9 protein-coding genes and 1 pseudogene are annotated in these 12806 nt (G+C 70.5%); all 10 read right to left on the bottom strand.

The window, feature by feature from the left end:
• Positions 1–24 precede the first annotated feature (24 nt).
• Positions 25–1143 carry an MraY family glycosyltransferase gene (locus ACQBAU_RS08440; protein ID WP_434550376.1) on the bottom strand — a complete coding sequence of 373 codons (1119 nt, stop codon included), beginning with the start codon at positions 1141–1143 and terminating at the stop codon, positions 25–27.
• A gap of 4 nt (positions 1144–1147) precedes the next feature.
• Positions 1148–2584 (bottom strand): L-threonylcarbamoyladenylate synthase, encoded by a 1437-nt coding sequence (locus ACQBAU_RS08435; protein WP_465255921.1) that lies wholly within the window; start codon positions 2582–2584, stop codon positions 1148–1150.
• 298 nt (positions 2585–2882) lie between these two features.
• Entirely contained in the window at positions 2883–3761 is an 879-nt protein-coding gene (gene prmC, locus ACQBAU_RS08430; RefSeq protein WP_465255920.1) for a peptide chain release factor N(5)-glutamine methyltransferase, read from the bottom strand.
• The gene (prfA, locus tag ACQBAU_RS08425; protein WP_465255919.1) at positions 3754–4869 is read right to left on the bottom strand and encodes a peptide chain release factor 1; all 1116 of its coding nucleotides are present in this window, start codon (positions 4867–4869) and stop codon (positions 3754–3756) included. The genes prmC and prfA overlap by 8 nt, the downstream gene beginning before the upstream one ends.
• Positions 4870–5026: 157 nt before the next feature.
• A complete protein-coding gene (rpmE, locus tag ACQBAU_RS08420) occupies positions 5027–5245 on the bottom strand; it encodes a 50S ribosomal protein L31 (protein WP_434550380.1) in 219 nt (72 codons plus the stop codon).
• A gap of 130 nt (positions 5246–5375) precedes the next feature.
• On the bottom strand, positions 5376–7505 hold the full coding sequence (gene rho, locus ACQBAU_RS08415; protein ID WP_434550381.1) for a transcription termination factor Rho: 2130 nt from the start codon (positions 7503–7505) through the stop codon (positions 5376–5378).
• 234 nt (positions 7506–7739) lie between these two features.
• On the bottom strand, positions 7740–8711 hold the full coding sequence (thrB, locus tag ACQBAU_RS08410; RefSeq protein ID WP_434550382.1) for a homoserine kinase: 972 nt from the start codon (positions 8709–8711) through the stop codon (positions 7740–7742).
• 6 nt (positions 8712–8717) lie between these two features.
• On the bottom strand, positions 8718–9782 hold the full coding sequence (gene thrC / locus ACQBAU_RS08405; RefSeq protein ID WP_434550471.1) for a threonine synthase: 1065 nt from the start codon (positions 9780–9782) through the stop codon (positions 8718–8720).
• 37 nt (positions 9783–9819) lie between these two features.
• Positions 9820–11151, bottom strand: coding sequence for a homoserine dehydrogenase (locus tag ACQBAU_RS08400; RefSeq protein WP_465255918.1), 1332 nt, complete (start codon positions 11149–11151; stop codon positions 9820–9822).
• Positions 11152–11300: 149 nt separating this feature from the next.
• A pseudogene (gene lysA / locus ACQBAU_RS08395) lies at positions 11301–12698 on the bottom strand (diaminopimelate decarboxylase); the annotation flags it as partial.
• Positions 12699–12806 lie beyond the last annotated feature (108 nt).

Raw genomic sequence — 12806 nt, 5'->3', positions numbered from 1 at the left:
CACTCGGAGCGCAGCTCGGCCGGGTCAGACCTTGACGTGGTCGGCGGCGGTGCGATCGGCCTGCCGGGGTGACCGGACGGTGAAGGCGGTGAGGATCCCGGCCAGCACGACGGCGGCCACGAGCACCCACCAGGTACGCATCAGCCCCGCGGCGACGACGGTCCCTGAGATCAGCGCGCTCCACACGTACATCAGCAGGACGGCGCGGCGTTGGCTGTGCCCGCGCTCGAGCAGCCGGTGGTGGATGTGCTTCTTGTCCGCCACGAACCACCAGCGGCCCGCGAACGTACGCCGCACCACGGCGAGGGTGAGGTCGAGGAACGGCAGCGCCAGGATTGCCAGCGGCAGCACCAACGGCAGGTACGCCGGGATCAGGTCGCTCGCCTGCTGCACCTGGGCCGAGTCCATCTGTCCGGTGAGTGAGATGGTCGAGGTCGCCAACAGCAGCCCCAGCAGCAGGGCACCGGAGTCGCCCATGAAGATCCGGGCCGGCGAGAAGTTGTGCGGCAGGAAGCCGGCACAGATCCCGGCCAGCGCGACGGTGATCACACTGGAAGTGGTGGCCAGTACCAGGTGTTGTTCGGAGGACAGGTAGTACGAGTAGAGGAAGAACGCGACCGCGCCGATGCCGACCACCCCGGTGGCCAGGCCGTCGAGCCCGTCGACGAAGTTCACCGCGTTGGAGCAGAGCACCACGAAGAAGACGGTGACGGCCGTGGAGGCGGCGTTGTCGAGCGAGATGATGGCGTTCGGCAGCGGGATCCACAGCATCTTCACGCCGAGGCCCACGACCACGGCGGCCGCACAGATCTGGCCGGCGAACTTGGCCAGCGCGTTCAGGTCGAACAGGTCGTCGAGGACGCCGACGATGACGATGATCACCGCGCCGGCCAGCACCGCGTACGTGTCGTACCGGACGCCGACGTGGCGGCCGAGCCAGGGCAGGTTGACCGCCAGCATCATGGCCGCCCCCACGCCGAACAGCATGGCAACCCCCCCGAAGTACGGAATCGGGATCGTGTGGACGTCCCGGTCGCGGACCTTGGCCACCGCCCCCACCCGCAGCGCGACCACCCGACAGGCACCTGTCAGCAGGTACGTGATCGCCGCTGCGACGAGGAAGACGAGCAGGTACTCGCGCATCGGCTCAGCCGGCCGGTGGTTCGGGGTCCGGGGTGCTCGCCGACGTCGGTGTGGTGACCGCGGCCGCAGCCTCGATCTGGGCCTCGATCTCCTCCACCGAACCGATCTGGTCCGACTCGTTCGCCGACGTGGCGGACGTTTCACCTTCCGTGGCGGCGGACTCGGTGGCCCCGGCGACCCCAGAGCTGTCGGTGCCGGAGGCCCCGTCCTGGGTCGGCCCGTCCTGGGTCACCGCATCCCGGGTCACCGCATCCCGATCCCGGGTCACCGCATCCTGGGTCACCGCATCCTCGGCCAACGCATCCTCGGCCGACCCGTCCTGGGTGGCCTCGTCCTCGGTGCCGTCGTCATCGACGTCACCACGTCCGGCGAACAGCGCGTCGGTCGACGACTGGTCAGGATCATCCGCATCGACCAGGTCCCCGTCCCCGTACTGGGCATCGTCCCCGTACTGGGCATCGTCCCCGTACTGGGCATCGTCCCCGTACTGGGCATCGACCTCGGACTGGGCATCGACCTCGGACTCGGCGTCAGCGTTCTGCTCGTCCAGGTCATCCGGGGACGTCCCGACAGACTCGTCCGACGTGGACTCCTGGTCGCCGCCGGCCTCGACCGGGTCGACGGCCGGTTCGACCTCGTCCTCGGTTGCCGGTTCGGCACTGAACTCGACGATGCCGGGAAGCGTCTCCCGCAACACCTCCATCGAGATGGCTCCCAGCCGGACCACCACGCCATCAGGTTCATGGGTGAAGTCGACCATCGTGGACGGCGGTGGATTGTCGACCGGCGAGGGTCCACCGTCCACGTACACACTGACGCCGTTGCCCAGCTGCTCGATCGCCTCGTCGACGGTGGTCGCCGCCGGCTCTCCGGTCTTGTTGGCGCTGGACACCGCCATCGGGCCGGTCCAGCGCAGGATCTCGCGGGTGAGGTCGAGGTCGGGCACCCGCAGCGCGATGCTGCCCTCGGTGTCCCCCAGGTCCATCTGCAGGTTCGACTGCGCCTCGAGGATCACGGTCAGCGGACCGGGCCAGTGGGCGGCCATCAGGTCCTCGGCCTGACTGGGCACGTTCGTCGCGAGCGCCTTCACCAACCCGGGATCGGCGATCAGCACCGGCGGTGGCTTGTCGCGGCCGCGGCCCTTGACCTCCAGCAGGGTGCTCACCGCATCACTGTTGAAGGCATCCACACCGATGCCGTACACGGTGTCGGTGGGCAGCACGACCGTCAGCCCCTCCTCCACCGCGTCACGGACCACGTCCTCGGCGTCCTCCACGTCGTCTGCGGCGACGAGCACCCAGGTGGGTTCCTCCGGCTCCGGTTCGGGCTCGGGCTCGACCGCGTCCTCGTCGAGGCCGTCGGCAGACTCGGCGTCCTGCTCAGCCGCAGGCTCGACGTCCTGCTCAGCGACGGCCTCAGCCGCGGGCCCAGCGTCCTGCACAGCGCCAGGCTCGGCATCCTGCACAGCGCCAGACTCTGCATCCTGCTCAGCCGCGGGCTCAGCGTCCTGCTCAGCCGCGGGCTCAGCGACGGGCTCGATGACTTCTTCAGCCGCCGGCTCGTCTGCGGGATCCGGCTCCTCGACCCGCGGCGCCGCTTCATCGGCCTCGTCCGCGGTTTCCGCGGTCACGGTCGGTGTCGATTCGTCAACGTCATCCGACACCCGGACCTCGCCCTCGCTGCGCGGCTCACCGCCGGTCACCTCACCACTCACTCGGGCAATCCTGCCAGATCAAACCTCATTGCCCACCCGCCGCCGCTCGACGACGCGCAGTGGTGAATCGCGGGCGTCCGGTGAGGTCGCGATGATCGCGGACCAACTCCCAGTCGCCCTGTGCCACGAACACCGCCGGCGCCGACGTCTCCTGCACCTCGGCGTGCTCGGCGGCGACCAGTCCCCCGGGTCGCAGCCAGTGCGCGGCCCGTACCGTCAGCACCCGCATCACGTCCAACCCGTCGGCCCCGGAGAACAACGCCAGGGACGGGTCGTGGTCGCGGACCTCGGCGGTCACCGACTCCCACGCCTCCAGGGGGATGTACGGCGGGTTGCAGATCACCAGGTCGACGGCCCCGGCGAGGTCGTCGAAGGCGTCGGCCAGGTCGGCACAGACCACGTCCACCCCGGTCCCGGCCAGGTTGGCCACGGCCCGGTCGTACGCGGCCTCGCTCACCTCGCAGGCGTGGATCCGGGCGGTGGGCACTTCGTGGGCCAACGCCTTCGCGATCACCCCTGATCCGGTGCACGCGTCCACCACCACCGGCTGCTCGACACCGGCGGCGACCAGCTCGGCCAGCCGGTCCACCGCCCAACCGACCATCACCTCGGTCTCGGGTCGGGGCACGAACACCCCGGGCCCGACGCCGACCTCGACGTACCGGAACGCCGCGACCCCGGTCAGGTGTTGCACCGGGATCCCGGTCGCGCGCCGGTCGACCAGGTCCCGGTACGCCGTGGCCTGGGCCTCGGCGAGCTCACCGGCCATCGCGAGCCGTCCCAGCGGCAGTCCCAGCAGGTGCGCCAGCAACAGCCGCGCGTCCGCGGCGGGACTGGCCGATCCCGCCGCGGTCAGCTGCGCCGTCGCCTCGGCCAGGACGACCGACGCGGGCACCTCAGCCATCGACCCGGGCCGCGGACTGTTCCCCGGCAGCTTCGAGTCGGGCGTGCAGGTCGGCCTCGGCCAGAGCCGCGACGAGCTCGTCGAGCCGGCCGTTCAGCACTGCGTCGAGGTTGTGCGCCTTGTAGCCGATCCGGTGGTCGGCGATCCGGTTCTCCGGGAAGTTGTAGGTCCGGATGCGCTCGGAACGGTCGACCGTCCGTACCTGCGACCGGCGCGCCTCGGCCGCGGACCGCGCCTCCTCCTCCTCGGCCAGCGCCACCAGCCGGGCCCGCAACATCCGCATCGCATGGTCCTTGTTCTGCAGCTGGGAGCGCTGGTTCTGACAACTCACCACGGTCCCGGTCGGCAGGTGCGTGATCCGTACCGCCGAGTCGGTGGTGTTGACACCCTGCCCACCCGGCCCGGACGCACGGAACACGTCGATGCGCAGGTCGTCGTCGTTGATCGTCAGCTCGTCGGCCTCGATGTCGGGCATCACCAGCACCCCGGCGGCACTGGTGTGGATCCGCCCCTGCGACTCGGTGACCGGGACCCGCTGCACCCGGTGCACGCCGCCCTCGAACTTCAACACCCCGTACGGCATCAGCTCGGGTGCGACGCCGCTGCCGGCCTGCACCGCCACCGTCACCGACTTGTGCCCGCCGAGGTCGGTCGGCTGGTCGTCGAGCACCTGGACCGACCAGCCGATCCGCTCGCCGTACCGGGTGTACATCTTCAGCAGGTCGCCGGCGAACAGCGCGGACTCCTCGCCGCCCTCGCCGGACTTGATCTCCAACAGCGCGTCGGCCGAGTCGTGCGGGTCGCGGGGTGCCAGCATCCGGGTCAGCTGGTCGGTCAGCGCGGCCAGGCGTTCGGTCAACTCCTCGGCCTCCGCGGCGAAGGACACGTCCTCGCCGGCCAGTTCCTGGGCGGTCGCCAGGTCGCCGGACAGGGCCTCGTACTCGTCGAGTGCTCGGACCACCGGCGCCAGCTCGGCATGGCGACGCCCCATCCGGCGGGCCCGGGAGACGTCACTGTGCAGTTCGGGCCGAGCCAGCTCCGCCTCGACCTCGGTGAGCTCGGCACGGACCTGCTCCGCGTGCGGGAAGGATCCGGCCGGGTCTGGCATCGGGCGCCTTTCGTGGCGTGTGGTCGTACGGGCTGGCGTGTGGTCGTACGGGCTGGCGTGTGGTCGTACGGGCTGGCGTGTGGTCGTACGGGCTGCGGGGACGACAACGGCGACGCCGGTCCGGGAGGTCTCCCGGTCCGACGCCGCCGTGATCGTGCTACTTGCTGTCGGTCTGCTTCGCGTACCGCTTCTGGAAGCGGGCGACGCGGCCACCGGTGTCGAGGATCTTCTGCTTGCCGGTGTAGAACGGGTGGCACTGGCTGCACACGTCGGCGCGCATCACGCCGTCGGCAGCGGTGCTGCGGGTCGTGAACGAGTTGCCACAGGTACAGGTGACCTGGGTCTCCACGTACGTGGGGTGAATGTCGGCCTTCATGGGTTCTCCTCAGATCGTGCCGGGTCGCAGCCCCACATCCGTGGCGGCGTCAGTGCGTGAACCGGCAACCGGGCAATTGTGCCGTACGGGTACAACCGCGGGCAAACCGTGGTTGTTCCCGTACGTGACCTCACTCCTCGCGGCCCGGCGTGGTCCGCGAGATGACGGTCAGGAACTCGGTGTTGCTCTGCGTCTTGCGGAGCCGGCCGAGCAGCATCTCCAGGGCCTGCGTACCGTCGAGGCCGCTGAGCACCCGCCGCAGCTTCCAGATGATCGCGAGCTCCTCGCGGCCCAACAGCAACTCCTCGCGTCGGGTGCTGGAGGCATCGACGTCGATCGCCGGGAAGATCCGCTTGTCGGCGAACTCCCGACGCAGCCGGAGCTCCATGTTGCCGGTGCCCTTGAACTCCTCGAAGATCACCTCGTCCATCTTCGAGCCGGTCTCGATCAGGGCGGTGGCGAGGATGGTCAGCGAGCCGCCGTCCTCGATGTTGCGCGCGGCACCGAAGAACCGCTTCGGCGGGTACAGCGCGGCGGAGTCGACACCACCGGACAGGATCCGACCCGACGCGGGGGCGGCCAAGTTGTAGGCACGCCCCAGTCGAGTGATGCCGTCCAGCAGCACGACCACGTCGTGGCCCAGCTCGACGAGCCGCTTGGCCCGCTCGATCGCCAGCTCGGCGACCGTGGTGTGGTCGTCGGCGGGACGGTCGAAGGTCGAGGCGATGACCTCGCCGTCGACGGTGCGCTGGAAGTCGGTGACCTCCTCGGGACGCTCGTCGACCAGCACCACCATCAGGTGGACCTCGGGATTGTTCTGGGTGATCGCGTTGGCGATCTGCTGCATCACGATCGTCTTGCCGGCCTTCGGCGGCGACACGATCAGGCCTCGCTGGCCCTTGCCGACGGGGGCGACGATGTCGATGATCCGGCCGGCCATCTGCGTGGGCCGGGTCTCCAACCGCAGCCGCTCCTGCGGGTACAGCGGGGTGAGCTTGGAGAACTCGGGACGGTTCTTCGCCTCCTCGGGAGGCAGCCCGTTCACGGTCTCGCACTTGACCAGCGGGTTGAACTTCTCGCGCCGCTCGCCGTCCTTCGGCTCGCGCAGCACGCCGGTGATGACGTCACCCTTGCGCAGCCCGAACTTCTTCACCATCGACAACGACACGTACGCGTCGTCGGGCCCGGGAAGATAGCCGCTGCGACGGACGAACGCGTAGTTGTCCATCACGTCGAGGATCCCCGAGACCGGCGTCAGCACGTCGTCCTCGCTGATCACCGGGTCGGCCTCGTAGCGATCGACCTGGCCACCGCCGCCCCGGGTACGGCGGTTCTGCCGATCCCGGTTGCGACGACGTCGGCCGCGGCGACCGCCGCCGTCCTCGTCGTCCCGGTTGCCGCCGCCGTTGTTGCGGTTCTGGTTGTCCCGGTTCTGGTTGTCCCGGTTCTGGTTGTCCCGGTTCTGGTTGCCGCGATCGTTGTTGTTGTCGCGGTTGTTGTTGTCGCGGTTCTGGTTGCCGCGGTCACCGTTGTTGTCGCGGTTGTTGTTGTCGCGATTCTGGTTCCCACGATCGTTGTTGCCGCGGTCGTTGTTGCCGTCGCGGCGGCCGCGACGGTCGTCGTCGCCGTCCTCGGCGCGCGACTCACCGGAGTCACGGCGGACCTCACGTTCGAGGCGCTCGCCCACGGCTGCGGCGACATCGGCCGACACCGAGGTGCTCGAACCGGCGTTGCTGGGCTCGTTCGAGTTGCCGCCCACGTTCGAGTTGCCGCCCACGTTCGAGTTGCCGCTCGTGTTGGCGTTGCCGCCCGTGCTCGTACGGCCGTTGGCGTCGCCGCTGCGGTTCGCGTTGGCGCCCGCGCCCGAGTTGCTGGCCGTGTTGGCGTTGCCGCCCGCGTTGGCGTTGCCGTTCGGGTTCGGGTTGGCGTTCACCGTTCCGTTCGCGGTGGCCGGGGCACGGTCGCCTCCGGCGGGCCGGTCCTCGGTCAGGGCCGGCTGGTCGGCACCCTGTGCCCTGCCCTGGCGGGGCGCCTGCGTACGGGCGCCCTCGGCCTGCGCGGGGCGCGAGCCTGCCTGCGCGAGCTTGATCGCCTCGACGAGGTCGCTCTTGCGCATCCCGGTGGTGCCCTTGAGGCCCATGGAGGACGCCATTCGCTTCAACTCGGGGAGGAGCATCGCGTCCAGACCGGACCCCTTGCGCCGACGCCCACCGGCCTCGTCCGAGGTGACGGCGGGGGTGTTCTCGGCGGTATTCGTCACGTGTGTCCTTTCAGATGGACATGTCAGGCGCCAGACGTGTGGATACGCCACGGCCGTACCTGTAGGTGTGAGACAGGCCCGGAATCCGAAACTGGAAACCGTTGGTGAGGGGTGACAGCCACCCACCGCGCCGGGACCTTGCGGCGTCGAACACCACGACTCAGGCGTGGGCTCTGGTCACCCAGCGTAACACCATCTGGGCCGCAGGCACGATCCCGTGTGGTGTGTCGCCGCTCAACCCGGCGCGGGCACGCTCTCCGGAGCCAGCGTGAGGCCTGATCCGGCCCGATGGAACGAGGCCACGAAACCGGGATGGCGGACGTCGGCCAGCTCCACCATGTCGGCGGTGGGGCCGACCACCAGCACGGTCGGGCCGGCCCCGCTGATGACGGCCGCATGTCCGGCCTCGCGCAGTTCGGCCAGCAGCGACGCCGACTCCGGGAACTGGGTCGCCCGCGGCGCCTGGTGAAGCCAGTCCCGGGTCGCCGGACCCAACAGCTCCGGGGCCGTCGTGATCGCGTGGGTCAGCAGTGCGGCCCGACCGGCGGTGGCGACCGCTTCGGCGAACGGCACCTGGGTCGGCAGCACCTCCCGGGCCTGCCGGGTGGCCAGCGACTGGTCGGGCACCAGCGCCACGATGCCGAGGTCGGCGTGCACCGGCAGTGACACCGCGACCGCCGGTCCGACCAGGTCGGTGCCGACCCCCTGCTGGCCCGGGTCCTCGTACCAGGCGATCGTGTAGCCGCCGAACACCGCGGCGGCCACGTTGTCGGGGTGGCCCTCCAACTCCGCGGCCTGCGCCAACAGCCACTCCCGATCGAGCTCGGTGTCGGGTCGGGCCAATCCCCAGGCGAGGCCGAGGCCGGCCACGATCGCGGCCGCCGACGAGCCGAGCCCCCGGCCGTGCGGGATCGTGTTGGTGGCGACCAGGTGCAGGCCGGACAGGGCACATCCGAGCTCGGCCAGGCCGTGCCGGATCACCCGCACCACCAGGTGGGAGCCGTCCCGGGGTACGTCGGACTCCCCTTCACCGGAGACGTCGACCTCGACGCCCGACGCGGTGACCGTCGCCGACACGTGGTCGTACCGGTCGAGGGCCAGGCCGACCGAGTCGAAGCCGGGCCCCAGGTTCGCCGACGTCGCCGGCACCAGCACGGTGGCCCGGGTGCCGACCGGCACCGGTGCCTGACCAGATGAATTGATCATGGAACCTCAGTCCGCGAGACCAGCAGCTTCGGCGATGCGGTGCACGTCCGCCGCCACCGTCTGGTCCACGGCCTTCCTGCCCTGCAGGGCGGTGTCGATGTCCTTGAGCCCGTTCCCGGTGAGCGTGCAGACGATCGTCTGCCCTCGCTCCACCTCACCCGCCTCGGCCTTCTTGATCACCCCGGCCACCGATGCGGCCGAGGCCGGCTCGCAGAAGACACCCTCGCCGGCAGCCAGGAATGCCTGTGCAGCAAGGATTTCCTCGTCGGTGACCGCTTCGATCACGCCGGCCGACTCCCGTACCGCAGTCATGGCCTGGGTCGCCGAGGCAGGGTTGCCGATCCGGATCGCCGAGGCGACGGTGTCCGGTTCGGCGATCGGATGGCCGGCCACCAACGGCGCGGACCCGGCAGCCTGGAATCCCCACATGTGTGGACGATTCGTGGCAACGCCGTCGCGGTCGTACTCGACGTAGCCGTCCCAGTACGCGGTGATGTTGCCGGCGTTGCCGACCGGGATGGCGTGGATCTGCGGGGCGTCGCCGAGGGCGTCGACGATCTCGAACGCCGCCGACTTCTGTCCGGCGATCCGGGCGGGGTTGACCGAGTTGACCAAGGTCACCGGGTACTCCACGGCGAGCTTCTGCGCCAGCTCGAGGCACTCGTCGAAGTAGCCGTCGATCTGGATGATGCGGGCCCCGTGGACGATCGCCTGGGCCAACTTCCCGGCCGCGATCCGACCGGCCGGCAGCAACACGATCGGTGTCATGCCGGCCCGTACGGCATAGGCGGCGGCCGACGCGGAGGTGTTGCCGGTGGAGGCACAGACGACCGCCTTCGACCCCTCGGCCGCGGCGACGCTGACCGCCATCGTCATGCCGCGGTCCTTGAACGACCCGGTCGGGTTGGCGCCCTCGACCTTGAGCCACACGTCGCAACCGATCCGTTCGCTCAGCACCTGTGCGCGGACCAGCGGGGTGTTGCCCTCCCCCAGCGTGATCACCGGGGCGTCGGCCGGCAACGGCATCCGGTCCCGGTACCGGTTGATGATCCCGCCGGCGGCGCCCGGCATCGGCCCGGGGGCCGGGGTGGTGGTGGTCGTGCTCATCTCAGTTTCCCTCCACGCGCATCACGCTGCTGACCTCGGCGACCTCGGACAGGCCGCGGAGTGTGTCGACGGTGGCCTGCAGGGCCTGGTCGGTGGCCTCGTGGGTGACCAGCACCAGCTGGGCCTCGGCCAGCTGCTTCTCGCCGCCGGCCGTCTCGGCCAACGTCTGCTGCCGGACGGTCTGCAGCGAGACACCGTGGCGGGCGAAGCACTGGGCGATGGTGGCGAGCACGCCCGGGGCGTCGGCCACCTCGAGCCGGATGTGGTAACGGGTGACCACGTCGCCCATCGCTGCGATTCCCCGGCTGGCGTAGTTGGACTCCCCCGGCCCGAGCGCACCGCGGACCCGGTTGCGGGCCACCGTCACCACGTCTCCCAGCACCGCGCTCGCGGTCGGCGCACCCCCGGCACCCTGGCCGTAGAACATCAGCCGGCCCGCCGAGCAGGTCTCGACGAACACCGCGTTGTAGGCGTCGCCCACCGAGGCCAGCGGATGGCTGAGCGGGATCATCGCCGGGTGGACCCGCGCGGACACCCGCGGTTCCGGCTCGTCGGTCAGCTCACAGATCGCCAACATCTTCACCACGCAACCCATCTCGCGGGCCGAGGCGATGTCGGCGCTGGTGACCTCGGCGATGCCTTCGCGGTGCACGTCGGCGCTGCGGACCCGGCTGTGGAAGGCCAGGCTGGAGAGGATCGCGGCCTTCGCGGCGGCGTCGAAGCCGTCCACGTCAGCGGTCGGATCGGCCTCGGCGAAGCCGAGCTCCTGCGCCTCGGCCAGCGTCTCGGCGAACCCGGACCCGACGGTGTCCATCTTGTCCAGGATGTAGTTGGTGGTGCCGTTGACGATGCCGATCACCGTCGAGATCTCGTCGCCGACCAGCGACTCCCGCAGTGGCCGGACGATCGGGATCGCGCCGGCGACGGCCGCCTCGAAGTACAGGTCGACGCCGTACTCCTCCGCGGCGGCGAACAGCGAGCCCGCGTCCTCGGCCAGCAGCACCTTGTTGGCGGTGACGACCGATGCCCCGTTCGCCATCGCGGCCAGGATCAGGCCCCGGGCGGGTTCGATGCCGCCGATCACCTCGATCACCAGGTCGATCCCGGGCCTGCGTACGAGCTCATCGGCGTCGCCGGTGATCAACTCGGCGGGTACCCCGGGCAGCGACCGTGCCCGCTGCGGTCGGCGGACGGCGATCCCGGCCAGCTCGATGCGGCGGCCGATGCGCGCGGCCAGGTCGTCACCGTGCTCGGTGATCAATCGGGCCACGGCGGAGCCGACCGTCCCGCAACCGAGCAGCGCGACCTGCAGCGGAGGCTGGTCCTGGGGCATTCGGTGGTCCTCGTTTCCTCGTCGGCGGCTGTCCGGCGCTCGGGTGGTCAACGCGCGGTCGCGGTGTCGGCGCCCGGCAATTCTTCCCCATCCGACGGCCCGGTACGAACCGTATCGGTCCCGGCACCGTTCGCCGTGACCTCCGACTGGCCCACGTCGACCCGCAACAGGTCGTCGATCGTCTCGCGGCGGATCAGGGTCGAGAGTCGTCCGTCACGTACCGAGACCACCGGTGGCCGAGGTACGTGGTTGTAGTTGCTGGCCATCGAGTACGAGTACGCCCCCGACGCCGGCACCGCGATCAGGTCGCCGGGTGCCACGTCGTCGGGCAGGAACTCGTCGCGCACCACGATGTCGCCGGACTCGCAGTGCTTGCCGACCACCCGCGACAGGGTCGGCGGTGCGGTGGAGTGCCGGTTGGCCAGGGTGGCGGAGTACTCCGCCCCGTACAGCGCGGTCCGGATGTTGTCGCTCATCCCGCCGTCGACGGCCACGTACCGCCGGGTGCCGCCACCCTCCAGCTCGACCATCTTGACGGTGCCGACGCGGTAGAGCATGAACGCGGCCGGGCCGCTGATCGCCCGGCCGGGCTCGATGGACAACTGCGGTACGGCCACCCCGAGGCTCGCGCACTCGCCGGTCACGATGGCGGCCATCTGCCCGGCCAGCGTCGCCGGTGTCGACGGGGTGTCGGCGGAGGTGTACGCGATGCCGAAGCCGCCACCGAGGTCGAGTTCGGGCAACTCCACCCCGGTCTGCGCGGCGAACTCGGCGTGCAGCCGCAGCGTGCGGCGGGCCGACACCTCGAACCCCTCGGCGTCGAAGATCTGCGAGCCGATGTGGGAGTGAATGCCGCGAAGCTCCAGGTGCTCGTCGCGGTGGACCTGCAGCAGGGCGGCCAGACCGGCGCCACCGGTGAGCGGGATGCCGAACTTCTGGTCCTCACGGGCGGTGGCGATGTATTCGTGGGTGTGGGCCTCGACGCCCGGGGTGACCCGCACCATCACCGCCGGCCGGAGTCCCCGCTCGGCGGCCAGTGCAGCGAGCCGGCCCATCTCGGGGACGGAGTCGATGATGATCCGGCCGACGCCGTGCTCGAGGGCGGCCACGAGTTCGGTGTCGGACTTGTTGTTGCCGTGCAGCGCCAGCTTGGCCGGGTCGACCCCGGCGCGGATCGCGACGGCCAGCTCCCCGCCGGTGCACACGTCGAGGTGGAGGCCCTCCTCGACGATCCAGCCGGCGACCGCGGTGGACAGGAACGACTTGCCCGCGTAGTAGACGTCCCAGCCGGCGAAGGCGGTGGCGAAGTCGCGGGCCCGGGCCCGCAGATCGGCCTCGTCGAAGACCAGCGCCGGGGTGCCGACCCGGTCGGCGATCTCGGTCACACCGAGGCCTGCGACGTGCAGCTCACCGTCGGCCGACTTGGTCACCTGGGCACTCCACAGCCGCGGCAGCAGGGCGTTGACGTCGGTCGGCACCGGCAACCAGGCCGGGCCACGATGTCCGACGTCGGCGTGGATGGCGCCCGCGACATGCGTGTGGGTCATGGGGGAACTGTGCCACGGCGGATGCGCCCCGACGGCGGGCTTTCGGTGCGCGGACCGCCGAATCCACGGTCGCCGGGCCTGCTCTTCGTAAAAGAGGGCGCCACAGTG

Origin of the sequence: Carbonicoccus niuqiaonis, assembly GCF_050157065.1 — a bacterium.
In the GTDB taxonomy this organism is placed as follows: domain Bacteria; phylum Actinomycetota; class Actinomycetes; order Propionibacteriales; family Propionibacteriaceae; genus Avipropionibacterium.
The sequence above is the reverse complement of the archived record's forward strand: the minus strand, read 5'-3'. Positions and strand labels throughout refer to the sequence as shown.

Excerpts from the sequence above, each read along its gene's own strand:
- ACQBAU_RS08440 (WP_434550376.1), bottom strand. The coding sequence starts at position 1,143 with ATGCGCGAGTACCTGCTCGTCTTCCTCGTCGCAGCGGCGATCACGTAC.
- prmC (WP_465255920.1), bottom strand. The coding sequence starts at position 3,761 with ATGGCTGAGGTGCCCGCGTCGGTCGTCCTGGCCGAGGCGACGGCGCAG.
- prfA (WP_465255919.1), bottom strand. The coding sequence starts at position 4,869 with ATGCCAGACCCGGCCGGATCCTTCCCGCACGCGGAGCAGGTCCGTGCC.
- rpmE (WP_434550380.1), bottom strand. The coding sequence starts at position 5,245 with ATGAAGGCCGACATTCACCCCACGTACGTGGAGACCCAGGTCACCTGT.
- thrB (WP_434550382.1), bottom strand. The coding sequence starts at position 8,711 with ATGATCAATTCATCTGGTCAGGCACCGGTGCCGGTCGGCACCCGGGCC.
- thrC (WP_434550471.1), bottom strand. The coding sequence starts at position 9,782 with ATGCCGGGCGCCGCCGGCGGGATCATCAACCGGTACCGGGACCGGATG.
- ACQBAU_RS08400 (WP_465255918.1), bottom strand. The coding sequence starts at position 11,151 with ATGCCCCAGGACCAGCCTCCGCTGCAGGTCGCGCTGCTCGGTTGCGGG.